Annotated in this window: 23 protein-coding genes; 12 read left to right on the top strand and 11 right to left on the bottom strand. The window is 58.6% G+C overall.

Features of this window, described 5'->3' with window-relative positions:
* Positions 1-81 precede the first annotated feature (81 nt).
* A complete protein-coding gene (locus tag AQ996_RS03005) occupies positions 82-1,071 on the top strand; it encodes a hypothetical protein (RefSeq protein ID WP_055250931.1) in 990 nt (329 codons plus the stop codon).
* A 12-nt stretch (positions 1,072-1,083) separates the two neighbouring features.
* Here AQ996_RS03005 and AQ996_RS03000 read toward each other — a convergent pair whose 3' ends face one another.
* Positions 1,084-2,265, bottom strand: a complete 1,182-nt coding sequence (locus tag AQ996_RS03000) for a cation diffusion facilitator family transporter (RefSeq protein WP_055250930.1) — start codon at positions 2,263-2,265, stop codon at positions 1,084-1,086.
* 217 nt (positions 2,266-2,482) lie between these two features.
* Here AQ996_RS03000 and AQ996_RS02995 point away from each other — a divergent pair, with 217 nt between their 5' ends.
* The 3 genes from AQ996_RS02995 (at position 2,483) to AQ996_RS10210 (ending at position 4,405) form a co-directional block, all read left to right on the top strand.
* Complete coding sequence (locus tag AQ996_RS02995) at positions 2,483-3,820, top strand: TFIIB-type zinc ribbon-containing protein (protein ID WP_055250928.1); 1,338 nt, start codon at positions 2,483-2,485, stop codon at positions 3,818-3,820.
* 116 nt (positions 3,821-3,936) lie between these two features.
* Positions 3,937-4,308, top strand: coding sequence for a DUF1499 domain-containing protein (locus AQ996_RS09755; RefSeq protein WP_055250926.1), 372 nt, complete (start codon positions 3,937-3,939; stop codon positions 4,306-4,308).
* Positions 4,235-4,405 (top strand): SHOCT domain-containing protein, encoded by a 171-nt coding sequence (locus AQ996_RS10210; RefSeq protein ID WP_082435498.1) that lies wholly within the window; start codon positions 4,235-4,237, stop codon positions 4,403-4,405. The genes AQ996_RS09755 and AQ996_RS10210 overlap by 74 nt, the downstream gene beginning before the upstream one ends.
* Before the next feature lie 513 nt (positions 4,406-4,918).
* Here the strand turns inward: AQ996_RS10210 and AQ996_RS02985 are convergent.
* The 3 genes from AQ996_RS02985 to AQ996_RS02975 all read right to left on the bottom strand — a co-directional run bounded on the left by AQ996_RS02985 (position 4,919) and on the right by AQ996_RS02975 (position 7,074).
* Positions 4,919-5,140, bottom strand: coding sequence for a hypothetical protein (locus AQ996_RS02985; RefSeq protein WP_055250924.1), 222 nt, complete (start codon positions 5,138-5,140; stop codon positions 4,919-4,921).
* Between the two features lie 32 nt (positions 5,141-5,172).
* Positions 5,173-5,961 carry an ADP-ribosylglycohydrolase family protein gene (locus AQ996_RS02980; protein ID WP_055250922.1) on the bottom strand — a complete coding sequence of 263 codons (789 nt, stop codon included), beginning with the start codon at positions 5,959-5,961 and terminating at the stop codon, positions 5,173-5,175.
* A gap of 63 nt (positions 5,962-6,024) precedes the next feature.
* On the bottom strand, positions 6,025-7,074 hold the full coding sequence (locus AQ996_RS02975; protein WP_216594988.1) for a PDDEXK nuclease domain-containing protein: 1,050 nt from the start codon (positions 7,072-7,074) through the stop codon (positions 6,025-6,027).
* A gap of 167 nt (positions 7,075-7,241) precedes the next feature.
* Between AQ996_RS02975 and AQ996_RS02970 the strand changes: the two genes are divergently transcribed.
* Entirely contained in the window at positions 7,242-7,511 is a 270-nt protein-coding gene (locus AQ996_RS02970; RefSeq protein ID WP_055250918.1) for a hypothetical protein, read from the top strand.
* A gap of 92 nt (positions 7,512-7,603) precedes the next feature.
* On the opposite strand, the gene AQ996_RS02965 is transcribed toward AQ996_RS02970, so the two are convergent.
* The 4 genes from AQ996_RS02965 to AQ996_RS02950 form a co-directional block, all read right to left on the bottom strand.
* Entirely contained in the window at positions 7,604-9,436 is a 1,833-nt protein-coding gene (locus AQ996_RS02965; protein WP_055250916.1) for a phosphatidylinositol-specific phospholipase C, read from the bottom strand.
* A gap of 100 nt (positions 9,437-9,536) precedes the next feature.
* Positions 9,537-10,079 carry a hypothetical protein gene (locus tag AQ996_RS09910; protein ID WP_172674595.1) on the bottom strand — a complete coding sequence of 181 codons (543 nt, stop codon included), beginning with the start codon at positions 10,077-10,079 and terminating at the stop codon, positions 9,537-9,539.
* Positions 10,080-10,383: 304 nt separating this feature from the next.
* Entirely contained in the window at positions 10,384-10,977 is a 594-nt protein-coding gene (locus AQ996_RS02955) for a hypothetical protein (RefSeq protein WP_055250912.1), read from the bottom strand.
* 243 nt (positions 10,978-11,220) lie between these two features.
* Positions 11,221-11,823 carry a hypothetical protein gene (locus AQ996_RS02950; protein WP_147343536.1) on the bottom strand — a complete coding sequence of 201 codons (603 nt, stop codon included), beginning with the start codon at positions 11,821-11,823 and terminating at the stop codon, positions 11,221-11,223.
* Positions 11,824-12,200: 377 nt separating this feature from the next.
* On the opposite strand from AQ996_RS02950, the gene AQ996_RS02945 reads away from it, so the two are divergent.
* From AQ996_RS02945 to AQ996_RS02910, 7 genes are all read left to right on the top strand, one after another.
* On the top strand, positions 12,201-12,833 hold the full coding sequence (locus AQ996_RS02945; protein WP_055250908.1) for a cyclodeaminase/cyclohydrolase family protein: 633 nt from the start codon (positions 12,201-12,203) through the stop codon (positions 12,831-12,833).
* Positions 12,834-12,835: 2 nt separating this feature from the next.
* The gene (locus AQ996_RS02940; RefSeq protein ID WP_055250906.1) at positions 12,836-13,690 is read left to right on the top strand and encodes a bifunctional 5,10-methylenetetrahydrofolate dehydrogenase/5,10-methenyltetrahydrofolate cyclohydrolase; all 855 of its coding nucleotides are present in this window, start codon (positions 12,836-12,838) and stop codon (positions 13,688-13,690) included.
* Between the two features lie 354 nt (positions 13,691-14,044).
* On the top strand, positions 14,045-15,568 hold the full coding sequence (locus AQ996_RS02935; protein WP_055250904.1) for a C69 family dipeptidase: 1,524 nt from the start codon (positions 14,045-14,047) through the stop codon (positions 15,566-15,568).
* Between the two features lie 99 nt (positions 15,569-15,667).
* The gene (locus tag AQ996_RS02930) at positions 15,668-16,084 is read left to right on the top strand and encodes a hypothetical protein (RefSeq protein WP_055250902.1); all 417 of its coding nucleotides are present in this window, start codon (positions 15,668-15,670) and stop codon (positions 16,082-16,084) included.
* Positions 16,085-16,092: 8 nt separating this feature from the next.
* Positions 16,093-17,856, top strand: a complete 1,764-nt coding sequence (locus AQ996_RS02925; RefSeq protein ID WP_148315818.1) for an ABC1 kinase family protein — start codon at positions 16,093-16,095, stop codon at positions 17,854-17,856.
* Positions 17,857-18,287: 431 nt separating this feature from the next.
* Positions 18,288-22,100, top strand: a complete 3,813-nt coding sequence (locus AQ996_RS02915) for a DUF4430 domain-containing protein (RefSeq protein ID WP_055250898.1) — start codon at positions 18,288-18,290, stop codon at positions 22,098-22,100.
* The gene (locus tag AQ996_RS02910) at positions 22,090-22,998 is read left to right on the top strand and encodes a DUF4430 domain-containing protein (protein WP_055250896.1); all 909 of its coding nucleotides are present in this window, start codon (positions 22,090-22,092) and stop codon (positions 22,996-22,998) included. The genes AQ996_RS02915 and AQ996_RS02910 overlap by 11 nt, the downstream gene beginning before the upstream one ends.
* Positions 22,999-23,157: 159 nt before the next feature.
* On the opposite strand, the gene AQ996_RS02905 is transcribed toward AQ996_RS02910, so the two are convergent.
* The 3 genes from AQ996_RS02905 to AQ996_RS02895 form a co-directional block, all read right to left on the bottom strand.
* A complete protein-coding gene (locus AQ996_RS02905; protein ID WP_055250894.1) occupies positions 23,158-23,565 on the bottom strand; it encodes a GtrA family protein in 408 nt (135 codons plus the stop codon).
* Positions 23,566-23,783: 218 nt separating this feature from the next.
* Positions 23,784-24,179 (bottom strand): GtrA family protein, encoded by a 396-nt coding sequence (locus AQ996_RS02900; RefSeq protein ID WP_055250892.1) that lies wholly within the window; start codon positions 24,177-24,179, stop codon positions 23,784-23,786.
* 78 nt (positions 24,180-24,257) lie between these two features.
* Positions 24,258-26,174 (bottom strand): fructose-bisphosphatase class III, encoded by a 1,917-nt coding sequence (locus tag AQ996_RS02895; protein ID WP_055250890.1) that lies wholly within the window; start codon positions 26,172-26,174, stop codon positions 24,258-24,260.
* Positions 26,175-26,302 lie beyond the last annotated feature (128 nt).

Genomic DNA, 26,302 nt, shown 5'->3' with positions numbered 1-26,302 from the left:
GGCTCTGCCCATCATAGGCTTTTGCGCGGGTAGAATGCATGGATAACTTGATGCTCACGCGCGACGGAAAGGAATCGTTGCATGGATCAGGACAAGACAACCGTGATGGGCGGCTACGGTTCCGCGCAGGCTGGCGATAGCGCCGATGCGACCCGCGTTGTTCCCAACCTCGGTTATACCGACCCCGCCGCGACGCAGCCTTCTGCCGAGCCCACCCGGGTTATGGGCTATGGCGACACGGCGCAGGATTCGTACGCTACATCTTCGCAAGGCCCCTATGGCAACGCAGCTCCGGATCCGTTTGATTACGCGCCGCAGGATTCTTATGCTGCCTCGACGCCGAATCCCTATGACAACCTGCCGCAGAATCCCATTCCGCAGCCTCAGCAGACGACGTATATGCCTCGCACGGCGCAGCCTCGCTACGAGTCGCGCGAGCCGTATCGCGAGTACCCCAAGTCGATTCCGCAATATGGCGAGGACGAGGAGAAGAAGCCGTCGCGTTCGTCGAGCGTGATCAAGAAGATCCTCATCGTGCTGGCGATCTTCTTTGCGCTGTCGGTTGTGTTTGCCATCGTGTCGGGCATGCTTAACAAGCGAGGGAGTTCAACGGCCGATGCCACTGTTGAGCAAACCGAGTCCGCCTCGTCTAGCACCGTCGATCTGAGCGATATCCCGGGGCAGTACTGGTCCAACGCCAAGAAGATCCTCAAGTCGCGCGGCGCCGATCTTTCGAATGCCGTGGTCCTGACTGATGATGGCTCAACGCCCGTCGTCGATGCCAACTGGATCGTTACTTCTGCTTACTATAACGACAGCGGGAACCTCGAAATTCAGCTCACGCACAAGAACAGCTCGGGCAACTCGTCCGGCGGCCAAAGCGGTACCGACAGCTCGAGCTCCAATACGCTGGAGGACTTGAGCAACAAGGCACAGGAGTTGGGAGACAAAGCGCAAGAGCTGGGCGACACGGCGCAGAACCTGGGCGACACCGCTCAGAACCTGGGTGATATGGCGACGGATGCCTGGAACGCACTGCAAAACGGCATCTCGGGCGCGCAGGGAAACTAGCTGTTAAGCGGGCTACAGTTGCTCGGCCGGACGCTCGGGCGAGCTAAAGCCCGAATCAAACGTGACGACGCACGAGACGTCGGGCCGGCGCTCGTGCACGATGCGCGTGACGAGCTCCAGCAGCTCCTCGTCGGATATGTCAAAGCCGTCGGGACGCACCAGGTCAAACGAAACGAACCCGTCGTGCTCGTGCAGGTCGTGGATGGAGAGCGCGGGGTCGATCTGCATGACGCCGCGCTTGACCCAGCCGCGTAGGTCGTCGCCGGTGGTGGCGATGGGGTCGCAGTGCAGCGTGATACCGATGCCCATCTGCCGTTTGATATCGTGCTCGATGGTGTCCAAAATCTCGTGGTGCTCAAATGCGTCGCCCTCGCCGGGCATCTCCACGTGGGCGCTGGCAAACTGACGACCGGGGCCGTAGTCGTGCACCATGAGGTCGTGTGTGCCCAAGACCTGGGGGTACGACATAATCCTGTCGCGGATTTCCTGGACGAGCTTGGGGTCGGGCGCTTGTCCTAACAGCGGGCTGATGGCGTCGCGCACCAGGCCCAGGCCGCTGATGCAGATGAAGATGCCCACACCCAGGCCTGCCCAGCCATCGAGGTCAAAGCCGGTCGTCTGCGAAATAAGCGCCGCCACCAGGACCGAGCCCGAGGTGATGACGTCGTTTTTGGAGTCCTGTGCTGTGGCGATGAGCGTCTCCGAGTCGATGCGGTCGCCCAACGTGCGGTTGAACGCGGCCATCCAGAGCTTAACGAGCATGGACAAGACGAGGGCGGCTAAGGAGAGCACCGAATATGCAGTGGGGGAAGGCTTGATGATCTTAGTGACCGACTCGAGGATCAGGTTGATGCCGACGGCGCAAACCAGGACGGCGACGAACAGACCGGCTAGGTACTCGTAGCGGCCGTGGCCATAGGGGTGGCCTTCGTCTGCCGGGCGGCTGGCAAGGCGGAACCCGAGCAGGCTTACGATGTTGCTCGAGGCATCGGAGAGGTTGTTGAAAGCGTCGGCGATGAGGGAGACGGAGCCGGCGAGCAGGCCCGCGATGCCCTTGGCCAGGCACAGGGTGATGTTGAGGCCAATGCAGACGAGGCTTGCGGAAAAGCCCGCGTTGGTGCGGCAAGATGCATCGACCGGCTCGCTCTCGCTGCCGGGAACAAGCGTATGTACCAGCCGATTTACAAATAGCATAGCGGTCGTCCTCACAATCATGTTTAAGGGGATAGTGTAGCTCGCGCGGGGGCGCCGTGCACCGATGCTCAGAAAATGCAGCAATAGTCTGCCGGTGCTAACGAGCGAGCCTTCTCGTCTGCCTGGGTGGTCCATTTTGGGCCACATGGGTATGGGCATGTGCCTGTTTGCTCGACATACTTAATGTCGACAGCTTTGTGCAAAGGAGGACGTTTCCATGGACGAGATGTTTGCCATTAAATGTCAAAACTGCGGCGGCCCTATGTACTCGCACCAAGCTAAGCGCAGCTTTGAGTGCGCTTATTGCGGTGCGGTCATTCCGTGGCAGGCGGACGCCGGAGAGCCCAAGAGCGCTTTGGGCATTCGCCATACGCCGTTGACGGTAGTGGATGGACTGCTCAAGCTCACGCATGTGTCGCAACTCGAGCGCCCGGAGGACCCGGACTGGTATTTCTTCAATTCGCACTGGCGCAATCAGTCGGTCCTGGAACATCTGCTGTGGGAGGACCGCGGCACGGCGCAGGAGTTCCAAGAGGCCACGCATGTGAGCATTCCTTGCCCCTTCTGCGGAGCGTCCTTTGAGGGCGAGTCAACGCAGCGTGTGTTTGAGTGCCCGTCCTGCGGCAACAAGATCGGCATTGCCGACCTGCTCAAGCCCGGTACGTTTAGCAAACGTCTGACCATGGGCGTGGGTGCGGAGTATGTGCCGGAGCAGGGTATTCCCTGCGAAATCTCACCGCAGCAGGCACGTGCCAACGCACTGCAGCTGGTGCGCCAGTACCCGGATGCCTTTGCCGGGCACGAGGTGGAAGACGCAATCCAAAACGACATGATGCTCTTCTATTTCCCCATGGCGCTGGCGGACCTGCGTATGATGGCGAGCTTCCCGGGCAAGGGCCTGAGCAAGGAAACCCTGGTGTACTACGAGGTGCTCGACTGGGCGTATCCGCGGGCAAACTATCTGGATGTTCGCCTTATGGGCATTTTGGAGCCGTGGGACTTTGCCAAGGTTGGGCCGTTTGACCCGGCCATGCAGGAAGGTGACTTTCGCGTTGTCTCCGTCGATGCGTCTACCAAGGACCAGGTGGTCATTGATAAGTTGGCGCTCGACATTGCCGGCAACGATGCCGAGGCGGTGCTGGGGCTCAATAAAAAGAGCATCCGCACTTGGGCGCGCAAGGCCCGCAAGCATAAGGACGGCCTGGTGATGGTGCCGGTGTACTTTGTCGATCGTCCGGCGACGGACAGCCGCGATGGCGAGCAGGTGCGCATTGCCGTAAACGGCCAGACGAGCCGCGCGGCAGCGGTGGTGTTTAGCGACAAGCGCGAGACGCATGTGGTGGCGTCGCTCAATCCGAGTCTGCATCTGTCCGGCGAAAGTACCGTGCATGCCACGCCCATCGAGGTCAAATACGTTAAATCGCCCTTCCTATACCAGATCGTGCGCCGTGGAGGTGGCGAGCAACCGCGCCAGGTTGCAGCGGCAGCTGAGGGTTCCTACCGAGAAGAAAAGCCCAAACGCAAGGGATTGTTCGCTGCGATTTTTGGTAAGTAGGGGAGTGGTGCCGGGGCGTCGGGCTGCATCGCAAGGTCATGAGACGAACTTAAGACTGCTGGGAACGTGCTACCATTGCCGATAGCCTTAATCTTGTAAGAAGCGGAGGCCAGATTATGGGTTTTGCGGATCAGCAGCTTCAGCTTCAGGTACCGTATTCTCCTGACGACACGTTTAATGCCTTGAAGGCAGCTATGGAAAAGCTGCCTAAAGTAAAAGTTGATAGTGCATCGCCCACAACAAGAACAGTTGCAGCCGAGATTGGTATGAGCCTTTGGTCTTGGGGCGAAAATATCAGTATTTCGGTTGTTCCAGTTGAAGGCGGATCTGGCGTTACTGTCAAGTCGTCATCTAAGGTCAGGGCAAACGTATTAAACGGGGGCAAAAATGCAAAGAATATTGCCAAGATAGTCGATGCCCTATCGAAGGAGCTCGAGCGGTATCCGCAGGTTTCACAGACTATTGAGACGCTGGCGGATAGTGGTTGATGTAGTTGCAAGGCTTGAGAGGCTTGCAGCACTGCGTGAGAGTGGAGTACTTACCGAGGAAGAGTTTGCTGCAGAAAAGGCAATAATCCTTTCGTAATCAGACACGATGGTTGGATTTGCATTCTATTATTGAACTTGTTTATACCAGGCTGAAAACATCGTGTGTAATAAAGGTGCGTAGTAGCCTCGTCTTGATTGGCGGATGTAAATAAACGGTGGAACGGCTGTAAAAGAGCCTTGCCACTGGGTAAAATCAGGATGTGCCGCGGAACCCGCTCCTCAGTCGGTCAACTTTGGAAGCGCGGGCAACGCAGGTACTATCGTCTAAAGGGCCGGGTGCGACCGGCCCTTTGCATGACTCCCTTCGCTATCCGTTACTGCTTATATTCCCGCCAGATCGAGTAGAGGTTCCGGACGATGCCGGTTACATACATCGAGAGGCGCAGGATTTCAAGAAACAAGTTCATAGGTTTCACCCCAATCGGAGATCGGAGCGTTGCCCGCAGGCGGATTCCGCGGCAGTCGTAATTCTACCTCACAGGCCGCGGCGGGAGACATCCTACCCGCCCCATGGCTTGGAGCAGTGTCGATCTAACGGGCAATCAAGCCTCTAGTTCTCTTTGAATTGAGCAAGCATCTGCCCGAAGAAGCTTAGTTCGGATGGCTCATAAATGATCGAACCGCCGTCCGCGGTCCTGTAGACCCCGCAGGGGAGGTAACGCCCGTCGGGGAGGACATAGAGGCTGGCTTCCTCCTTCAGTCCTACTGGAAATAGCGGAATCCCGTTTTCGTCCACTTGGAACTCGTCTATATTTGCGATCTTCCTCTCCATGATGCCTCCTGCCTTATTTCTTGAATGGCGCCTTAAAACAGGCAGCTCTCAATCAGCTCTTTGCCGCGCAGAGTGTCGATCCACTCCTGCGGGATGGCTTTGAGACCGTATGCCGTGCCGGCGAGGGCGCCGGCGACGGCTGCGGTGGTGTCGGTGTCGTCGCCTAGGTTGACGGCGGCAAGCACGCAATCTTCGTAGCTGTTAGTGTTGACGAAACACCAGGTGGCTGCCTTAAGCGTGTCGCGCACGAAGCCACCCGACCTGATCTCCTGCTCAGGCACGCCTTTCAGATGGAGCGCCCACGAGGGGAGCACGTCGTTCATCACGTCTCTTATCAGCTCGACAAATATGATACATGCGTCGGTTGACGTTCTGTGGGCATGCGTAATCGCGGAGACCTCGCTGATCTCTTCGTCTGTCGCATCGGTGAACGCCAGGGGCGCGATGCGCATGAGCGAGCCGTTGCCGTTGTCGCGCTCGCCGGAGCCTCCTTTGCCGGTGCGCAGGGCGCGAGCGGTCGTACCGCCGTAATCGAAAACGCCGTCGACCGTATACTCGCCACGGGCAATCCAGCTCACAAACTTGTCGCTCATGTCCGCGGTGTCGATATGCCCGAGCTCCCTAATCGAGTCGCAGGTAGCAAGCGTCATAGATGTGTCGTCGCTCCAGGTGCCGGCGGGCTGCCCATGCGTGCCGTAGCCGATCATGTCCGCGCATTCGAACGTGCCGCGGGGCCTGAACTCGTAGGGAACACCCAGCGCGTCGCCGACGGCAAGCCCATAGATGCAGTCGCGCAGTGTTGTTTTCGGTCTGCCTGTCATGGAGCGCTCCTCTTATGTCGGGGGATATGAAACTCCGTCGGGGGTATCGGTCGCAACGTGCTGCTACCCTTGCGCTTCGCCATTAGTCGCTTCGTTGATGGCGCGGTACTCGGCACTCAGCTCGCGCGCCAGCTCTTCCTTGCTTGGAAGATACGGCAGGTATTTGGCGGCAAACACTTGGTCGTTGTCTTCGGGCAGCGTATACTCGACGATCGAATCGCTTTTGTCCGCGCAGAGCACGATGCCTATGGGCGGATTGTCGCCTTCGTTCATGAGCTCACGCGTGTAGTAGTTCACATACATTTGCATCTGGCCCAGGTCCTGATGCGTAAGGTCATCGGTCTTAAGGTCGATGAGCACGAAGCAGCGCATCAGATAGTTGTAAAAAACAAGGTCAATATAGAAATGGCGCCCATCAAAGGTGATGCGCTTTTGGCGCGCCTCGAAAGCGAAGCCACGGCCAAGCTCCAGCAGGAACTTCTGAAGATGTGTGATGAGCGCCTGCTCTAGATCGCTCTCGCGAAACGCAGTATCGTCCGAGAAACCTAAAAACTCCAGCACATATGGGTCGCGGATGATATCCTCGGGGCGATGAACCGGGGTGCTCTTTTGGATTTCCTGGGTGACGACCTCCTTGTCCTTGCTGGCAAGTAGGCGCTCTCGGAACATGGTGTTGATCTGGCGTTCGAGCTGACGCGTGCTCCAGCGAGAATCGGCGCATTCGTTCATGTACCATGTTCGAGTTTCGGGGTCAGGAATGCGTATTAACCTGCGGTAATGTGTCCAGCTCAATTCGGGACGCAGTGAGTCCCGAATTGGAAATGCAAGATGGAACTGACGCATTTTACGCAGCTCTCTTGCTTCAAAACCTTTACCAAAATCTTTGGTAAGTCTGATTGCGAGGGCCTTGAGCAGCGCCTCTCCATACTTGGCGCGCTCCTCTCCGCCCTGCTCATCAACAATACTCTTGCCGATCTCCCAATATGCCTCAACCATCGCAAAGTTAACGGCGGTATAGGCCTTGTCGCGAGCGGCGTTGAGGATCGAGGAAACCTGCTTGTAAAAACCTTCGGGCACGATTGTCGATTCCCCGCGGTTTACCAGTTCACTCATCAATATCGCCCGACTTTCCTCTTGAGGACGCATCTTTATTGCATTTAGTTTAAAGACTCGTACGGACACGAATCGCTGCGCTGTCTGGCAACTTCGCATGGGGGCCTTGCGGTGACTAAAATTTGGTAATAGAGACAGTTTTCACGAACCCCATGGGAGTGACATGCATGGACAACAACACCTTGCTGTTTCAGGACAAGGGCTCGGGTAGGTTTAAAGACGTCAAGATCTACCCTAACCGTATTGAGGTGCTCAAGAAGGGCGCGTTTGGTGGCAAGCACACCGAGATTGTTTACCTTAAGGACATCACGGGGGTCAACAGGATCAAGGGTCGCGACGTTTTCCTGCGTAACAGGCTGTTGACCGCTTGCGTCTTTAGCCTGAGTAGCCGTGCGAAGGCCCAGGAATTTGTGAAAGCTCTGAACATGGTGATGTAGCCGATAGCGGCGTTCGGGCCAAGGTAAAAATCGGGGCGCAGAACGGTATTCTGCGCCCCGATTGAGTTAATGCGCCCAAAAGACTGGCTTGCCTATTCGTTAACGTCCTCGGTATTGTCGCGGTCACTGGCAAGCATTGCTGCACCTGCGACCGTTGTCGCCACGGCGGCGGCAGCGAGCCCGGCGGCAACGCCAGAGCCGTCGCCCGTGTTGGCGAGCTTTCCGCCCGAGCTCTTGCCCTGGTCTCTCTTGTTGCTCTTGCCGTTCTTGTCGGCGCCGCCTGCGTTGGAACCCGTGTCGCTGCCGGTGCCGCCCGCACTGCCCGAGGCCGCTACGGTAAAGCTTGCGGCTCCGTCGCTGGCGAGCGTGTAGTTCTGCGCCGCGTTGCCCAAGAGACCGTTCACGCGCACCCAGTACGTCCCTGCGGCAAATGTTTCGCCCTCGGCCATTGTCGTGCCCGGAGCGCCGTCCGCGTCGTGCACAAACTCGAGCTGGGCCGTGCAGGCATCGGTTTCGAGCTTGCCCTCGAGTGATGCCGCAATCTTGGCGCGCACGTCTTCGCCGGCCTTAAGGCCTTCGAGTCCCTCAAAATGGGGCGTCAGCGCACGTGGATCGATATCGATGGGCACAGGGCCCTGCAGCCCCGTAACAGTCTCGTTGCCCAGGGCGTCGACATCCACATATTCGATGGCAAACGCATGTCCCGAGGCTGCTACGTTGAGTACGTTGCTGCTGTCGACAAGGCGGAAATGGCCCTCGCCAACGGTCTTGCCATCTTGGAGAGAGGCATCGCTCAGCGAGTCGCCGTACGTCATGCGCATGCGGGTCGGGAGATAGCACGAAACGGTTTGCTTGTGCTGCGCATCGTTGTAATTGCGCTGGTAGATGCTCCGGGCCAGTGCCGCATCAACAAAGTCGGATGCGATGATGCCAATGTGCTTGCGGCAGTCCGCCTTTGTGCTCTCAACTCCGGTATTGTTTATATACGAGCTCTTGTACAGGTGCTCGTTGACCACTCGCGCTGCGGTAAAAGGGTTGTTTTGCGTGCAGCTAGTGTAGTTGATAAACCAGCAGCGCTCCGTTGCCTGCACCGTTGTCCCGTCCGCGGCAGTGATATCTACGGTGCTGCGCTCGAATTCGGACGCTGCCTTCAGGGCCATATCGACCCAGTCGGTCTTACTGGATCCCGTGCAGTTGTAATGGTCTTGGGCATATACCGCTGTGCTATAGGGCTCTTTGCCGCCCGTATTGCCCGCAGCCTCAAAGCCTTGCTCGTATTTCACGAGGCACATGGACTTTCCGGAATGCGCCTTGATCTTGTCATCCCATTCGGTAAGGTCGAGGCCCCACGTGTGGCCGCTTACACTGTTGCCGGCGAGCCTAAATCGACGCAGCAGAACGATCTTTCCGCGCACCTCGTGTAGCGTGGGGATTCGGCTCGACGTATAGAACAGTTTGGGGTTGTCGTCCAAAACCTTGGCGAAAGCCGTCGTAACACTTTCGTCGGTAGCCTCGTCGTTGCCTCGTGATACAAGCATGATGAGCGCTTCTGTCGGGTTTTCGTTCAAAAACGTTTTGAAGTAGCCTATGACATCGGAAAGATGCATAAAGTACGCGTCTTTTTTGAGCAGGTAGTAATCCCCGTGGTCGATACCGGGGTCGTCGCCCTTTCCGAGCCGGATATCAAAATAGCGAATGCCTTCGAGCAACTGCGTGGGAATGTAATCCTGCTGGCATTTTACTTGCGAGGATTGGGGCTCAGTGTCGTTGTCCACGCTGCAGGTGCCCGAATCGTGCGTACCCGGGATGCTCAGCTCGTCGAGGAACTTGTTGTCGTCGACGTATTTCATCCAACATGGCCCATCGACGTAGCTGCTGTACGTGATCCAGTCGAGGCTGCTAACCGTGGCATCGTTCTTTTTCATGTCGTAACCGATAAGTTCGAGCTCCCACGGAATGCTCTTACTCTTATGGCAGATCTTATTGTTGTCCTGGTCTTCGCCGTTCGATTCTATTGCCAGGTACTTAATGTCTTTTTTTCTCGGTTTCTTTCTCGACCGTGCGGTCTCGGATGATATAGGTTCCGTTTGATTGACGCTCGAACGCAAAAGCGCGGCTGGGCTTGTTGTCATACTCGCCGCCCCATACGTGGATGACCTTTCCATCTTTGTCCGAGTCGTCGTCGACCGACCAAATGCTGTAGCCCGTCTTTTTATGCTCTTCGAAATTGAGCAAGGTGCGGATAGCATACCAGTTTGTATCGTCATTCTTGGTCGTTACGTTCTCAAGGATGAGCTTGCTGGACGTGCCGTCGTTAAACAGGTGGCAGACGTTGCCGCGAACGTTGCCGTCTTGGTTGACGCTCGCGGTGCGAAAATAGCCCGCGGGGCGAAGGCGAATGACGAAATTGTCGAGGCTGACTGACGCTGTGGCAGCGTCTTCTGCAAATGCCGCGCGCACGGGAAGGCCCAATCCCGCGGTTTCGGGCAGGCTTACAAATGGCGACAATGCTGCGAGTCCTAGGCCCAACGTGAATGCTCGACGGCTGATGGCGTGGTGTTCGGTCATAACTCCTCCGTTCGCAGGGTGCGGTTATGCACTCATTTTGTTCACTATACTGCCCGGATGTCTAAACGTGTTGGCTTAATTGTCTGCGTGGCGCCATAAATCGGCGGGCGGACGCGTTGGGGCGCTTGTCTATTTGTGCTGCTACCGCGCTGGGGGTGGTTTTGCCGCCCGGCACCCTCGCGTTCGCCGGCTATCGGCATAAGAAAAGGAGGGTCGGTTTACCGGCCCTCCCTGGGTACGAAGCGCTGGGTCACCGTCGCCTGCTTGCGCCGCGCTCGTGTTTCCCGTTGCGCTCGCCAGTCGCTTAGCGCTTGATCTCGATATCGTCGAGCTTGACGTCCATGGCCTCGGTCTTGGCCTTGGCAATGTCATCGGCAAACTCCAGAGACTTCATCATGGTCTCGACGGCGTCCTTGTGCTCCTCGACATTGTCGATGCTCACGTAAACGCTGCCGCCGCCTGCTTCGGTGAAGTACTCAGTCGTTACGCCGCCCGAGTGTGTATAGGAAGCGTTGCGCCAAGTCTTGCCGTTGTACTTGACGGGATCATTCTCGGTCCACTCAAAGTTGGCCTTCCATTTGGCCTCGTAGTCGAACAGCTCGTCAGCGTTCTTGTCAGAGTCGAAGACAGGGATGAAGCGATCGCTGGCGTGCTCGCTCTCGGTGAACTTAAACTGGGCCCTGTCGGCGGTGTCGCCGGCAACGTCGGTGATCTCGACGCCCTCGGGCACCTCGACCTTAAACCAAATGAAGTCGGTCCTCATATCCACGGCTGGCTTTTCTGCGCCGCCGCCACCGCCACTGCCGGTAGCGCCGCCGCTTCCGCCGCAACCCACCAGGGCAACCGCGGCAAGGAGACTGATGCAGAGTGTGAGAATCGCAAAGGCCTTCTTTTTCATGGTCGTGTCCTCCTCGATCTGTAACCGCCCATGGATTACCTGCCTTTACTGTACGCGTGGACGGCTCGCTAGGGTGGGCCATGTGTCCCATTCTGAGGGCCGGATTTGCGCCGACAAGTGGCAATATGCGCGGGTCCAAAAGAGGGGAGGGCCGATGCCTGTCGGCCCTCCCCGGGGTTGGGTGCCCGTTGCTTTAATGGGGCGCATGTGCGCAGGTGCGCGTAGGCGCGTGCGGGTGTCCCGTTACTTGAGCTCGATGCTCGAAATCTCGACTTCGCGCGCCTCGGAAACTGCCTCTGCCATGTCATCGGGGAACTCGATGGAGTTGAGGAGCGTCTCGGCTTCTTTCTTGTGCTGGTCGAAGTTCGAGATGAGGACGTAGACGCTTCCCGGCTCAACGTCGGTAAAAAGCATGGTTGAGATGCCGCTGTTGTCCTCGTATGTTCCGACGAGCCACGTCCTGCCGTTATACTCGACGGACCCGCCATCCTTCCACTGGAACGTATCCCCCTTCTTTTCTGCCTGGTCGGCGTGGGATTCCTCGGCTGTCATCGCTTTTTTCCAAACGGGGATAAAGCGATCGGCCGAGGCGTTCTCGTTTTCGGGGAAGGTGAGCTGGACCCTGTCGGCATTCTTGCCGGCGGAGTCGCTTACGCCGACGCCCTCGGGCATCTCGACCTTAAACCAGATAAAGTCGGTCTTCTTGGCGACGGGGGCCTTTTCCTTGCCCTCGCTCTTGGATGCGCTGCTGCCCCCGCCCGATGCGTTCCCGCCGCAGCCGACAAGGGCAAATGCGGCAAAGAGGGCGATGCAAAGGGAAAGGATTGATAGGGTCTTTTTCTTCATGGTGGCGTCCTCCTTGTCTGCCAGGGACATCGTGTGCCGCGGATCGCTGGGGCGGCGGTTGCGCGTGCACATGATGACTTTGTTTGCTGTGCGGTGATTCCTCCATTCGTCGTCCGGTGCCGTGATGAGCGTTGCCCCAACATGGGGCTCCTTACCTATATGTATGCCCCAGTTGCCGCTGCCCGGGAGTCTCGAAACGTGGGCCATGTGTCCCATGTTTGCGTTGGCATGGCCTATCGTTCGTCATAGAAATCCGCGATGGCCAGGTGCGCTGACGCCCATGTGCTTATGGGCTAGACTTAGCACCATTACGTGTTCGATGCGGTTGGTCGGCGGTTGCCGCCTGACCGATGTATATGACTTGAAGGTGCGTGCGTATGAGCCAAGAGATGATGGATAAAACCTGTCGAGAGTTTGCCGAGGCACTTGCCGCACGCGAGCCGGTTCCCGGCGGTGGCAGCGCGAGCGCCTTTGTGGGCGCGCTGGGCGCCTCGCTTTGTGGAATGGTCGCTCGTTATGGTGCGACCAATCCTGCGCTTGCCGATCGCGCGGATGACCTGACGCGCGCATTTGCCCAGGCAGATGAGTTGGCCCAGGAGCTTGTCGAGTTGGTTGCCGAGGACGTTCGTGCATATGGGCAGGTGTCCGCGGCGTACGGTATTCCGCGTGGCGATCCGGCTCGAGCGACCGCGATTCAGGATGCGCTGCATGTGGCCGCTATGCCGCCGTATCGCATTATGGATGCCTGCGGGCGTGCACTGGCGCTGCTCGAGGACATGGCCGACAAGGGTTCGCGTCAGCTGCTGTCCGATGTGGCGTGCGGCGCCGTGTTCTGCCGTTCCGCTATGCAGGGCGCGAGCTTGACGCTCTTTGCGAACACCACGTCTATGAAGGATCGCGCTCGTGCTGAGGAACTCGAGACGGCGTGTGATGAGTTGCTCGACATGTGGTTGCCGCGCGCCGATGCGCTGGCGCGCCGCGCCGCCGACGCCGCAAGGAAGAGGGGATAGCCATGGCTGAACTGCTGAAGGGTGCCCCCGTTGCTCGCGCTTTGACTGAGGAACTTGCTGCTCGCTGCGTGGCTTTGCGCGAGCGCGGCGTTGTGCCGACGCTGGCTATCGTGCGCGTGGGTGAACGCGAGGACGACCTATCCTACGAGCGCGGTGCGCTCAAGCGCTGCGAAAAGGTTGGCATTGAGGCTCGCCGCGTTTTGCTTCCCGCCGATGTTTCGCAGGACGAGCTGTTGGCGGCCATCGAGGACATCAATACCGATTCGTCTGTTCATGGCTGCCTGATGTTCCGCCCGCTGCCCGCCGGCCTTGACGAGGACGCGGTTGCCGCGGCACTCGATCCTGCCAAGGACGTTGACTCCATGACGCCGGCTTCGCTGCTCACCACGCTTTCGGGGCGCGGCGAGGGTTTTGCCCCCTGCACAGCCGAAGCCGTGCTTGCTTTGCTGGATCATTACGGCGTTGAGCTGGATGGGGCCAAGGTCGCGGTCGTTGGTCGGTCGCTGGTGATTGGCCGTCCCGTTGCCGCCATGCTTACGGCTCGCAATGCCACAGTGACGACGTGCCATACGCATACGCACAACCTTGCTGCCGAGTGCCGTGCTGCCGACATTGTGGTTGCCGCCGTTGGACGCGCGCGTACGATTGACGTGGATGCGGTTCGAGAGGGCCAGACGATCATTGATGTTGGCATTAATTGGGACGAGGCCGCTGGCAAGTTGGTGGGTGACGTCGATTCTGATGCTGCGGAGCCGGTCGTTAACGCCATCACGCCCGTGCCGGGCGGCGTGGGCGCTGTGACGACGGCGATCCTCGCCAAACACGTGATCGAGGCGGCCGAGCGCGCATCGAAATAGGCGTTTTGGGCTGTTTGAGGGGTTAGCTCTATACCCCGTGGACAAAAAATGCCAAATATGAGTACTGTTGCCAAGATAGTCACATATTCTTTAGGTCAAATAGGCTCTCTAACGATATTTATTATCGATAAAGAGCCTATTTTATTGGACCTATGAGGAATTACATCATCTAATTTTTGAACAAATGTAGACTTTTGGCACCCATACGTAGCAAAATTGATGTTACTAAATTGGTGACAGTACTCACATTTGGCATTTTTTGACCACAGGGGTTGCCAGCGCCGCGGTTTCGCCCTTTCTGCGCCGAAGCGATACACTGTTATCGTTTGATTTCTTCGCTCAAGGAGGATGCGCATGCCGTGCACAACGATTTTGGTTGGTAAGAACGCGAGCTACGACGGGTCGACGTTGGTTGCCCGCAACGAGGACTCGTCCAACGGGGTGTTTGAGCCCAAGCGTATGCGCGTGGTGCATCCCGACGAGCAGCCGCGCGTCTACACGAGCGTCCTGAGTCACCTGACCGTTGAACTGCCCGATAACCCCATGCGCTACACGAGCGTCCCCGATGTTGTTCCGGGCCACGGCATCTGGGCCGAGGCCGGTTTCAACGAGCTCAATGTGGGCATGTCCGCAACCGAGACGCTCACCACCAACGAGCGCGTTCGCGGCGCCGACCCGCTCGTCGACTACGTGCCCGCCAAGGGCAACGAGGGCGAGGACGGCTATGTTCCGGCGCAGCCCGGCGGTCTGGGCGAGGAGGACATGGTGACCCTGGTGCTGCCATATGCCAAATCCGCCCGCGATGGCGTACGCATTCTAGGTGACCTGCTCGAGCGCTATGGCACCTACGAGAACAACGGCATCGCCTTTAGCGACGTGGACGAGATCTGGTGGCTCGAGACCATCGGCGGCCACCACTGGATCGCCAAGCGCGTGCCCGATGACGCCTATGTGACCATGCCCAACCAGCTGGGCATCGACAGCTTTGACCTGGATGACGCCGAGGGCGCCCAGGCCGACCACATGTGCTCCGCCGACCTGCGCGCCTGGATGGCCGAGTGGCATCTGGACCTGACGCTGGGCGTTGAGGGCGACGGTTCGGCGACGGTCTTCAACCCGCGCGAGGCCTTTGGCTCGCACAGCGACAGCGACCATGTCTACAACACGCCGCGCGCCTGGTACATGCAGCGCTGCCTCAACCCCAGCGACGTGTGGGATGGCCCCGACGCCGACTACACGCCCGAGAGCGACGATATCCCCTGGAGCCGCGTGCCCGAGCGCAAGGTGACCATCGAGGACATCAAGTACGTGCTTTCGAGCCACTACCAGGGCACGGAGTACGACTGCTACGGCAGCAAGGGCACGCCCGCCACGCGCGGCGCTTATCGCCCCATCGGCATCAACCGCAACAGCCAGCTCGCCGTGCTGCAGCTGCGCCCCTATGCGCAGCCGGCCTACCGCGCCGTGCAGTGGATGGCCTTTGGCTCCAACTCGTTTAACGCGCTGGTTCCGCTGTACGCCAACGTCGAGACCATGCCCGAGTACTATGCCGACACGCAGGCTCGCGTGACGTCCGAAAACTTCTACTGGGCCAACCGCCTGATCGGCGCGCTGGCTGACGTCCGCTTCCATGAGTGCGGCCGCGCCGTGGAGGACTACCAGGAGAAGGTCGGTGGCATGGGCCACAAGCAGATCCATGACGTCGACGCTGTCGTAGCCGCTCTGCCCGAGGCCGAGGTGCCCGCCGAGCTTGCACGCGCCAACGAGGAGTTTGCCGAGCGTGTTCGCGTAGAGACCGATGCTTTACTGGGCAAGGTGCTCTACACCACGAGCTGCGCCATGAAGAACTCTTTCGCGATGAACGACAACGTGAGATAGGGATTTCCCGTCGATTGAATAGCGCTAAAACGCTTTGTCGCTTTCACTCAATCTTGGGTACAAGAACGCCAATGCAGTTGTTTGTGATTGGAGACAACCATGGTTATGAAACTCGATCAGCTTGTTAACGGCGCCATCAACGTGGGCTTCGGCGCCGCCGCTGTTGCCGTCGAGGGTAGCAAGAAGGTCCTCGACGACCTCAATACCAAGGGTGAGCAGGTGCGCAAGGACGCAGGCGCCCCCGATATCGCCCGCAGTGTGTCCGACATGTTCGAGCAGGCCGGTGGCACCATCTCCGACCTGACCGAGCGTCTGGGCATGCAGGGCGAGACCGCGGCCCAGCGCGTGCTCGACGAGCTCATTCTGGCTCGCGTCCGCGTCATGACTGCCCCCGAGCGTACGGCCTTCCTGGCCCATGTGCGCGACATCGTCGATTCGGTCGAGGACAACGTGACCTCGGTGCCCGTCGAGTCCGTTGAGCCCGACGATGCGAAGGATACCGAAGAGGCCGAGTAGCAGCGCAGATGGCAGATTCCACCACCGATTACAACAATCTAGATCCCTTGGGTGACGAGGCGGCGGTTGTCGATGAGGTCGATGCCGCCGTCTCGGGCGCTCGCAAGAAGCCGCGCGCTGTCGATATGGTGCCTGAGGAGCCCGACGCGATGGCGCCGGACGAGGAATACCAGCTCACGCCGGCGGGTCGCCGCGAGCGCATCGGGCAGATTGTTCGCCTGGTCAAAAAGTACCGCGTGTGGGACAACCTCACGCCGGTTCGTTTGCGCCGCCTGCTCGAGGAACTCGGCCCCATGTTCGTCAAGATGGGGCAGATTCTGGCCAACCGGTCCGAGATTCTGCCGCAACGCTTTTGCGACGAGCTGCGTCGTCTGCGCTCCGACGTGGAGCCTGTGCCGTACGAGGTCGTACTCAGTTGTCTGGAAGAAGAATACGGCCTGCGCCTGGGGGAGATGTTCGATGCGATCGACCCCAATCCGCTTGGTAGCGCATCGCTCGCGCAGGTGCACCGCGCTCGTCTGGTGACGGGCGAGGACGTGGCCGTCAAGGTGCAGCGCCCCGGTGCGCAGCAGGTTATGGCACAGGACATCGATATCATCCGCTCGGTGGTGCGTATCGTTTCCAAGTTCGTCAACACCGATCAATTTGTTGACCTGCACGGCGTAGTCGAGGAGTTGTGGACCTCGTTTCGCGAGGAGACCAACTTTTTGGCCGAGGCCAAAAACCTCAACGACTTCTACGAGTTCCATAAGAGCGTTCATGGCGTGACGTGCCCTAAATCCTATCTGGACTTGTGCACCGAGCACGTGGTGGTTATGGACTACGTCGACGGCATTTCGATCGCCGATCCTGAACGCTTGGTGGCCGAGGGCTATGACTTGGAAAAGATCGGTGCCGCGATTGTCGAGGACTACTCGACGCAGGTGCTCGACGACGGCTTTTTCCATGCCGACCCGCATGCGGGAAACATTATTCTCAAGGACGGCATCGTTTACTTTATCGACTTAGGCATGGTCGGACGCATGTCGAGTCACGATCGCGGTATCGTCAAGGACATGATTTTCGCCGTGGCCGAGGGTGACGTGCCCAAGCTCAAGGATTCGCTCATGCGCTTCGCCGTGACGCGTGGCGACTCGGCAGAGCTCGATCATTCAGCGTTTTTGTCCGATCTTGACTTTATCGTGGCTGACTTTGCGGGCCTTGACCTGAAGGATTTGGATATCGGCGAGTTTTTGACCTCGCTGTTAAACCTCGCGCGTAAGAATGATGTTGAGCTGCCGAGCGTGGTGACGATGTTCGCCCGCGGCATGGTGACGCTCGAGGGTTTGCTGACCGAGTATATGCCCAACGTCAACATGATTCAGATTATCCAGGCGCACATCAAAAACGAGAAGAGCACCTATGCGCGCGTACGTGATATGGGACGCGATCTTGCCGCGAGCAGCTATCGTGCGGCAAAAGGCTCGCTCGAGGCGGCCGAGTATCTGGGCTTGGCTTCGCGTATGCTCACGCGCGGCCAGCTTAAGGTGAACACGCAGATCATGAGCAGCGATAAGGCGCTGCGACAGCTAGGTGGGATTATCGACCGCATGTCGATGGCTATTGTGATCGCCGGCCTGTTTATCGGTTCGTCGGTGGTGTACTACGCGCGCATCGAGCCGGTTGTGTTCGGCATTCCGGTCATTGGCTTTTTGGGCTACGTGAGCGCGCTGGTGCTGGCACTTATGCTAGGCCGCAATATCTGGCTCAACAGTCACGGCGGCAAGCACTAGAGGCTGCGACCGTCACCGTATTTTCCTATCGCAAACAATAGCTTTTACCTTGGGCTTCGCCTGCGTGCGAGGCCCTTTTGCGTGATACCATACTGACGGTAATAATCGATGGCCTAGATGGTGGTGCGGAGACGCACAAATGCGCGGTTTTCCTGCGCGTTTGGGAGAATCGGGGTGCAAGTCCCCGGCTGTACCAGTAACCGTAATTCCTCTTGGCTCGGGATGTTCGCGTCGCAGATCGGACGGCGCGCCTGAGCCGTTAAGGTTAAGTCGGATCGCCTCCCATCTTGCATGCGGCTGCGGCGTATGCTGTCGGTGTGCATAGGGCTCTGGAGGGAAGAGAGATCCCGATGGGGGAACTCGAGCGCAACATGCGCGATGTCGTGGGGCAGCCTCAAGGCAACGCTCCAAGTACAGACAATGGGAGACAAATGGATATGTTTGTGGACGAGCGTCAGCGCGTCTCGCATCGCCGTGGCGCAATTGCGCGCGGCGTAGCCAAGCGCGGCCTGGTGGCATTCCTGGCCTTCGCGATGGCCTTTGGCACCACGCCGGCTCAGCTGTGGGCCGAGGGCGCCGAGGGCATTGCCGAGGCTGTGGCTCAGGCTACGACGCCGAGTGAGGGCACGGTGGCCGCGGATGGTGCTGCCGACCAGGGCAACGCCGAGGCTTCGGATTCTGGGAGCGCGCCCGCAGCTAGTGCCGCCACAACAGGGGCGGCAGCTGGCGACGAAGGTTCGGCGACGGGGGAGAACCCTGCCGCGAGCGAGCAGTCTTCGACGGTATCCGCTGGCCACGCAGGATCTGCCGCCGCGGCTGCCGTCCAGACGGAGAGCCCGACAGAAACCGGCGATGTCGCCAAGAAGCAAGTCGAGGTCTCGTTCTCGATTATCGGCACCGATGCCGACGGCAAGGCTCAGACCTGGGTGGCGCCTACGCAGCTCAAGCTCGACGAGGGCGCGACGGCTGCGGATGCCTTTATTAAGCTGCAGGAGAAGACGGGCTTCAAGGCGGACTACGATCCGAACACGGCATACGGGTTCTACCTCAAAAGCATCACATCCCCGAGCGATGGCCGCACGCTTGCCTACGATCCGACGACTTATGCCTTCTGGCAGCTGTTCGTCGACGGCGCGTCTTCCTCGGTTGGCGCGAGCAGCGTCAAGCTCACCCAGGGGCAGAAGATTGAGTTTGCCTATACGGCTGGTAGCGCGTCCCCTGTCGTTAAGGACCAGGTTTCCGCAAATGTGACCGTCATTGGTCGCGATGCCCAGGGCAAGACTCAGACTTGGGTCGATAACGCGCAGTATGTGGTGACGTCCGGCTCGAGCGCACTTGACCTTACGAAGGTCGCGCTCGAGGCGAATGACATCGACGCCGTTGCTGCGGGCTCCTTCATTCTGAGCCTTAAGTACAACGGCGTTGAGCTGGGTACGCCGCTCGATTATTCGACCTATTGGCAGCTGTTCATCAACGGCAAGTCGAGCGACTACACGGCGGACAATGTCACCATTCATACTGGCGATACCGTTACGTGGTTCTACGGTGGTTGGGGCGACCAGTTGCCCTCTGATTCCGTCCATGCGTCCGTTCAGGTCCTCGGTAAGGACAAGGACGGCAAGCAGCAGGTGTGGGCCTCGACGGGCCAGACGAGTCTCAAGGCGGGCTCTACTGCCAAGGATCTCCTTGAGCAGACCGGCCTTAAGCTCGATGCTAGCGAATCGTCTTGGGGCTGGTTCCTCAACGGCATTTATTCGCCGTTCGATGGTAAGTCCTATGGCTGGGATGCTGCGACCAATAGCTATTGGCGCTTCTACGTAAATGGCAAGTTCGCCGACGTTGGCGCCGGTGCCTACAAGCTCCAGGAGGGTGACGCCGTCACCTTTATGTATGGTGCTGACGCCGATGCTCTCCCCGGTCAGGTTCTTGGGTCCGTCGATGTTATCGGTCCCGATGTCAACGGCAACAATACTCGCTGGGGCTCGGCAAGCAATGTTTCTCTGCCCGAAGGCTCTACGGCCCAGGACCTTATTGAGACGGTTCTGAAGGCGAAGGGCGTTACGTACAACGCCTCCCAGAGCGGTGCATATTGGTTCCTGAATTCCATTACTTCGCCGTTCGATCACAAGCCGTATGTATGGGATGCTGCGACCAATAAATATTGGCACCTGTATATCAATGGAGAGCCCTCCTTACTCTGCGCCAATCAGATTACGCTCAAGAGCGGCGATAAGGTTACGCTTGCCTATACCACCGACGATTCGGCCATGCCCGATCCCGACAAGATTGTCGTGGACCCGAGTGCGACGACTCCTGATTGGGATGCCGAGTGGGCCGGCTACGGCAACAGTGGCAACGGTTCGACCGTAACGGATGCCAAGACGCCTGCGCAGGCCGCCGGTCTTAAGTGGGCCTTCGATTGGAAGGCCGAGTCTGGCCAGCAGTATGCCAACTGCAGCGAGCCTGTCATTGCTAACGGTTTTGTGTACATCGCGACCGAGAACGAGCTCATTAAGATCGACTCGTCCACGGGCAAAAAGGTTGCCTCTGCGCCGCTTGCCTCCAAGGTGAGCTACACCTCTCGTCCGATCTATACCAACGGCCTTATCATCGTTCCGCTCAACGGCGGTGCGGTCCAGGCGATTACTGCGGACAAGCTGATCTGCAAGTGGCTGACGCCTGGTTTGACGGACTTGACGCAGAGCTCCTGCACCGTGATTTCGGACGGCGAGTACGTCTATGTTGGTACGGTCGATATTTCGTATGACGAGAACTACAACGCGACCTACGGCAACGGTTCCCTGAAGCGTATCAAGATTGCCACGGGCGAAGTTTCTTGGCAGAACATTGACCCCTCCGAGGGCTATTATTGGACTGGCGCTGCGCTGACGGATAAGTACGCCATTGTTCCTACGAGCGCGGGCACGCTTAAGTGCATTGATAAGACGACGGGCGATGTCGTTTCGACCATGAAGCTCGGCGCTGTCGCAAATGCCGATTGCATTGCCGATCCGTCCAATGGTTCGACCTTCTATCAGATGACGCACGACGGAAAGCTCCATGTGATTTCGCTTTCGGCAAAGGGCGTGCTGAGTGAACAGAAGACGGTTGATCTGGGCCTTACGAATAATCTGAGCGCCCCTGCGGTGTCTGGTGACAATCTGATTGTCGGCGGACAGACGGCTAAGGGCTCTGCTCTGGTTCTCTATAACCTGAAGACGGGTAAGACCACGATGGTCGCTGCTGCCGACGGCAAGGCGCTGCCGGCTGGCCTCAACGGTATTGCTGCTACTCCGCTGGTGAGTGTTCAGGGCGGCAAGACCTACGTGTACTTCACCGTGAACAGCGCGGATAGCAAGGATTACGTCAACTACTCTGCTGGTGGTGGCGTGTATCGCTATACGCTCGGCGACGCAGAGGCGACGCAGATTTATGATGCGGCCGGCCATTACCAATACTGTGACTCTCCGGTCATTGCCGATGCTTCTGGCAACCTCTACTACATCAATGATTCGGGCATGCTGTTCAAGCTCGGGGCTGTTGAGTCTTGGACGGTTGCCTTTAATTCCAACGGCGGGTCTGCTTGCGACACTAAGTTTGTGGCTACGGCCGACGGCAAGCTGGTCAAGCCGGCCGATCCGACGCGCGATGGCTACATTTTCGGCGGTTGGTTCACCGATGAGGCTTGCACGCAGGCGTATGACTTCAGTACGCCGGTGACGGCCGATCTGACGCTGTATGCCAAGTGGACCAAGAATGCCGTTAACCCTGGCGGCAATGGCGGTTCTGGCACTAATGGTGGCAACGGTGGCGCTGGCAACGGTTCCGGCGCTGGCGCTGGCACTGGCACTGGCACTGGCGCGGGTTCCGGCTCCGGCACGAAGGGCCAGCAGGCCGGCGGCGCTATCGCCCCGGGTCAGAAGCCGGTGACCAAGACGACGGTGTCGACCAAGACCGAGACCAAGGACAACAAGTCCGACAAGAAGGACTCCGATAAGTCCGATAAGAAGGACGAGAAGAAGTCTGACAAGAAGGACAGCAAGTCCGACAAGAAGTCCGATTCCAAGTCCGATACGGGTGCTGCTTCCACGACCACTGCTAAGAAGTCCTCTAGTGCTTCCGAGCAGGAGACTGGCACCAACCCGCTCGCCATCGTTGGCATCGCCGCCGGCGTGATTGGCCTTGCGCTCATCGCTGTCTTCGTGCTGACCAAGCGCGGCAAGGGTGACGGTAATGCCCGATAAGCCCAAGGAGACCAACGGGCAACAGCCTGACTCCTCGTTTATCCAGCTTGACGATGCAAAGCAACAGGGCGCCGCTTCGGCGGCGTCCGCCCCTCGCCGCAAGGCGCTCCTCGGCGTTCTGACTGCCGCGTGCACCATTCTGATCGTCGTCTCGCTGGGTTTCGTCCATCCTTCCGCAAGCGGTGCCTGGTCTATCGACTGGATCATTCAGGCCGTGACGGGGGAGAGCGTCGTCACCAAGGACACCAAGGCGTCTGGCTCGTCTGCCGCTTCGGGCGAGGCCAGTTCCAAGGATTCCAAGTCATCGAATGACGCAAAAGATGAGTCCAAGCATTCTGATGAGTCCAAGTCCAAGGACGATTCCGAGTCTTCAAACAAGGAATCGGACAAGAACTCGGATAACAAGAAGTCCGAGGACCAGGACGGCAAGAAGTCTGGCGATAAATCCGCTGCCCAAAATACGGGAGCCGGTGATACTTCCAATGCGTCTGGCGGTGCTTCTTCGGGCGGTGGCCAGTCGTCTGATGGAGTTTCATCCTCTAATGGTGGAAACGCCTCCTCGGGCGGCCAGAGCGGCTCGCAGGAGTCCAGCTACGTAACAGTGACGGTTTCGGTCACATCGAGCGCTGTGGGCAATCCTGTGTCTTCTGGTGGCACCTTTACCTTTAACGAAGGCGCTACCGTCTACGATGCCCTGTGCGCGCTGGGCCTTTCTGTCAACGCACATGGCTCGTCGTACGGCACGTATGTCTCCGCGATTGGTGGTTTGGCCGAGAAACAGTACGGCGGTACGAGCGGCTGGATGTACTCCGTCAACGGCACAACGCCCATGACGGCCTGCAGCAACTACGTTCTCTCCAACGGCGACAACGTGGTCTGGTATTACGTTACAGGCTAGAGGCCTCGACATAGCGCGCCAGACGGGCGGTTCGGACAAACATCCGGGCCGCCCGTTTTTCATGCGAATGGGATTGGGTCGCCGGGTCTCTCGGCAAACAAAAAACCGGTTGGAACGGGAATTCCAACCGGTTATACATTCAAGCAAATAATGAATCGACTACGACCGTGCGCCCTCGAGGAAGAAGCGGCGGCTGAAGTAGTTGTACCAGGTGACGAGGAACGTGGCGATGGCCTTCATGGCCTGGTAGCCGATGCTCAAAAACGTGACGCCCACAAACATGTATAGGTCGTTGAGGCCCAGGCCGATCACCGACAGGATGGTGAAGATCGTGAACTCGCGCTTGCGGCTCATGCCCTCGCGGTGGTCGAACACGTACTTCATGCTGAGCCAGTAGTTGACCACGACGGACGTGGTAAACGAGACCGTGGTGCTCATCAAAAAGTCGAGGTGAAACAGCTCGACAAGCGCAATGAGCATACCCCAGTCGATGCCAAAGGAGATAAGACCCACGACAGCGAACTTGAGGAACTGCTTGGTATGAGGTTGTGCCAGTGCCTTGCGCACGTAATCACATCCAATGCGTTGATGAATCGAGCAGAGGATACTTTAGAGCTTTTGCAAGGGAAGCGTAAGGTCTTTGCCAAGAACTATACGAACTCGCCAAATTTTCAAGAGCTAATCCGCAAACGTTGAAAATTTGCCCGTAAACGAGCAAAGCCCACGAACAACACAGCGCTTGACGCGCGTCATCCGTGGGCATTGTAAAGCTGTAAGGTTGCGAGTTACTTGGTCTCATCGCCTTCCAGGAAGATCTTTCGGGTCACAAAGTTGTAGACCATGACAAGCGCGGTGGCGCAGATCTTGGCGATATTGGCCTCGAGTCCCAGGCCGGCGTTGAGTGTCAACACGATACCGTCGTTGAGTGCCAGGCCGATCACGGACAGCACGACAAAGATAATGAACTCGCGGCGGCGGCTCATGCCTTCCTTGTGCGCAAACACGTACTTCATGCTGGCGACGTAATTAAAGATGAGTGAGATGATAAAGCCGCTGGTGTTGGCGATTAGGATGTTAAGGCCCAGACCGTAGTGGAGCAGATTCATGATGCCAAAGTCGATGACCGTGGCGACGATGCCGACGACGCCAAACTTCATGATCTGCGCAAGGAGCTTCTGCATGGTACCTGCCTTAGGGTGGCGCCGGGACGCCGTGGGGATGATAAACTCAGCAAGTTTAGCCAATCCCCACGGGTGGTGCTAGGCGCGCTCCTCGATAGCACCGTTTCTATATGCATCGAGCAGCTGGCGCAGGTCTTGGATCTGGCTGCGGATCTTGGCTCCGGAATCGGTGTCGCTCACCATGCGGCGACGGTCTGCTTGGTCAAAACGGTTGGTCTCGCTTTCGATGTCCACGTTGCGCGTGAGTGCCTCGGCAACCGTCGTAAAGGCCCGGTGCGACTTGAGGCGGCAGCCGCGCGAGCTCGAGATGAGCGTATAGCCGGCGATACCCGTCTTGGGGTGGTAGGCGCGGCAGAAGCCGCCATCGATGACCAGCAGCTTGCCCTCGGCGCGGATGGGCTGCTCGCCCTTGGTGGTCTTGACGGGCGTGTGGCCGTTGATGATGTGACCGGTCGGTGAGCATGCCATGGGCGCGACGCCAAACTCGCGCATGATGTCATTGCAGACCGAGGGCGACTTGGTAAGCGTAAAGTACGGGTCCATCGGCTCGACCCAGGTGCTCTTATCGGCGATATAGGCGCGCTCAAAGGTGCGCACCAGGCGTCCGCTGGCGGGTGAGTTAAAGCCGATCCACAGGTACCACATCCAGTCGAGAGCGTCGCGGTCGCCCACGCGCCAGGCGCGGCGGGCGATGTGGTCGCAAAAATCGAGATAATCGCGGCCAGCGTGCCAGGTGCCCAGGCAGTTCATGCTGCTAAAGGTGCCGTCTTCGTTGAGCGGCACGCAGCCATGGAACAGCAGGTTGCCGTTGGCGACCTTGTATATCGAGCCGTGGGAATAGAGGAAATCGATATGGCGATGCAGGTGATCGGCGGTGACAAACTCGGACACGAGCTTGTCGATGATGTGCTGCTCCTGGGGCGTGAGCGTATAGGGGTCCGTCGGGTCGACGGTGGGGAAGTCGTTGGTCGTGAGCGGCCACACGCTGCCGTCGGCGAGCGTGACCGTGCCGGTGTCGTGGTCGATCTTGTCGAGTAACAGGCGGTCGGTCATGTCGAACTCGGGATGGCGCTGGATAATCTGACCCTCGAGCTTAAAGAGCAGCACGTTGATGGCCTTGATCAGCGGGGTGATGGACTCACCGGCGGTGTAGGTGGCATCGGCAAAGGCGACAAGCTCACGCAGCGAGATGCCGTAGTCGTTCTCCAGGATCTCGTAGTTGTCGTAGCGTAGGTTGTTGCGCAGCACCGTGGCGATGCAGGCGGGCTCACCGGCCGCAGCGCCCATCCACAGCAGGTCGTGGTTGCCCCACTGGATGTCGAGTGAATGGTAGGTGAGCAGGCGGTCCATAATCTTGGCCGCGCCGCCACCGCGGTCGAAGATGTCGCCCACCAGGTGCAGGTGGTCGACGGCCAGGCGCTTGATGAGCGAGGCAAGCGACTCGATAAAGTCGTCGGCGCTTGCGGTCTCCAGGATGGACTCCACGATGCGCTCGTGATAGCGCACGCGATAGTTGTTCTCGTCCGGGTGCGTGTGCAACAACTCGTCGATGATATAGGCGTAATCGCGTGGGATGGCCTTACGCACCTTGGAGCGCGTATAACGGCTCGAAAGCGAGCGGGCAACCATAATGAGTTGGTCAAGCATCGTCTTGTACCAGGTGGGCGAGTCCTCGCGCTGGCTGCGGACCAGCTCGATCTTCTCGCGCGGGTAGTAGATGAGCGTGCACAGCTCGCCCTTCTCGTCAAAGGAGAGCGTCTCGCCAAAAATCTCGTCGACATGCTCGCGCACGACGCCCGAGCAGTTGTTGAGGATGTGCATAAAGGCTTCGTACTCGCCATGCACGTCGCTCATAAAATGCTCAGTGCCTTTGGGCAGGTTGAGGATGGCCGAGAGGTTGATGATCTCGGTAAACGCGGATTGCTCGGTGGGAAACTGTCTCGACAGCAGGCGCAGATACTTGAAGTCTTGCGGATTGCGATCGAATGCGACCATGAAACACCTTCCGATAGGGCTGGTAAAACTGATAAACAGCGTAAAACGTTTATCAGTATGCGCCGCTTTTGTTTCGATTGGGGATGGGCAGCCGAATTGTTAGCCGAACGGTTTGGTAAATCGATTTA

The organism is Collinsella aerofaciens (genome assembly GCF_001404695.1).
Lineage (GTDB): Bacteria > Actinomycetota > Coriobacteriia > Coriobacteriales > Coriobacteriaceae > Collinsella > Collinsella aerofaciens_E.
Note: the sequence above shows the minus strand (reverse complement) of the source record. Positions and strands in the feature narration are given on the sequence as shown.

What these genes read in the sequence shown, in the direction of transcription:
- AQ996_RS03005 (WP_055250931.1), top strand. Translation starts at nt 82, where the DNA reads ATGGATCAGGACAAGACAACCGTGATGGGCGGCTACGGTTCCGCGCAG.
- AQ996_RS03000 (WP_055250930.1), bottom strand. Translation starts at nt 2,265, where the DNA reads ATGCTATTTGTAAATCGGCTGGTACATACGCTTGTTCCCGGCAGCGAG.
- AQ996_RS02995 (WP_055250928.1), top strand. Translation starts at nt 2,483, where the DNA reads ATGGACGAGATGTTTGCCATTAAATGTCAAAACTGCGGCGGCCCTATG.
- AQ996_RS09755 (WP_055250926.1), top strand. Translation starts at nt 3,937, where the DNA reads ATGGGTTTTGCGGATCAGCAGCTTCAGCTTCAGGTACCGTATTCTCCT.
- AQ996_RS10210 (WP_082435498.1), top strand. Translation starts at nt 4,235, where the DNA reads ATGCCCTATCGAAGGAGCTCGAGCGGTATCCGCAGGTTTCACAGACTA.
- AQ996_RS02985 (WP_055250924.1), bottom strand. Translation starts at nt 5,140, where the DNA reads ATGGAGAGGAAGATCGCAAATATAGACGAGTTCCAAGTGGACGAAAAC.
- AQ996_RS02980 (WP_055250922.1), bottom strand. Translation starts at nt 5,961, where the DNA reads ATGACAGGCAGACCGAAAACAACACTGCGCGACTGCATCTATGGGCTT.
- AQ996_RS02975 (WP_216594988.1), bottom strand. Translation starts at nt 7,074, where the DNA reads ATGAGTGAACTGGTAAACCGCGGGGAATCGACAATCGTGCCCGAAGGT.
- AQ996_RS02970 (WP_055250918.1), top strand. Translation starts at nt 7,242, where the DNA reads ATGGACAACAACACCTTGCTGTTTCAGGACAAGGGCTCGGGTAGGTTT.
- AQ996_RS02965 (WP_055250916.1), bottom strand. Translation starts at nt 9,436, where the DNA reads ATGAAAAAGAACGATGCCACGGTTAGCAGCCTCGACTGGATCACGTAC.
- AQ996_RS09910 (WP_172674595.1), bottom strand. Translation starts at nt 10,079, where the DNA reads ATGACCGAACACCACGCCATCAGCCGTCGAGCATTCACGTTGGGCCTA.
- AQ996_RS02955 (WP_055250912.1), bottom strand. Translation starts at nt 10,977, where the DNA reads ATGAAAAAGAAGGCCTTTGCGATTCTCACACTCTGCATCAGTCTCCTT.
- AQ996_RS02950 (WP_147343536.1), bottom strand. Translation starts at nt 11,823, where the DNA reads ATGAAGAAAAAGACCCTATCAATCCTTTCCCTTTGCATCGCCCTCTTT.
- AQ996_RS02945 (WP_055250908.1), top strand. Translation starts at nt 12,201, where the DNA reads ATGAGCCAAGAGATGATGGATAAAACCTGTCGAGAGTTTGCCGAGGCA.
- AQ996_RS02940 (WP_055250906.1), top strand. Translation starts at nt 12,836, where the DNA reads ATGGCTGAACTGCTGAAGGGTGCCCCCGTTGCTCGCGCTTTGACTGAG.
- AQ996_RS02935 (WP_055250904.1), top strand. Translation starts at nt 14,045, where the DNA reads ATGCCGTGCACAACGATTTTGGTTGGTAAGAACGCGAGCTACGACGGG.
- AQ996_RS02930 (WP_055250902.1), top strand. Translation starts at nt 15,668, where the DNA reads ATGGTTATGAAACTCGATCAGCTTGTTAACGGCGCCATCAACGTGGGC.
- AQ996_RS02925 (WP_148315818.1), top strand. Translation starts at nt 16,093, where the DNA reads ATGGCAGATTCCACCACCGATTACAACAATCTAGATCCCTTGGGTGAC.
- AQ996_RS02915 (WP_055250898.1), top strand. Translation starts at nt 18,288, where the DNA reads ATGGATATGTTTGTGGACGAGCGTCAGCGCGTCTCGCATCGCCGTGGC.
- AQ996_RS02910 (WP_055250896.1), top strand. Translation starts at nt 22,090, where the DNA reads ATGCCCGATAAGCCCAAGGAGACCAACGGGCAACAGCCTGACTCCTCG.
- AQ996_RS02900 (WP_055250892.1), bottom strand. Translation starts at nt 24,179, where the DNA reads ATGCAGAAGCTCCTTGCGCAGATCATGAAGTTTGGCGTCGTCGGCATC.
- AQ996_RS02895 (WP_055250890.1), bottom strand. Translation starts at nt 26,174, where the DNA reads ATGGTCGCATTCGATCGCAATCCGCAAGACTTCAAGTATCTGCGCCTG.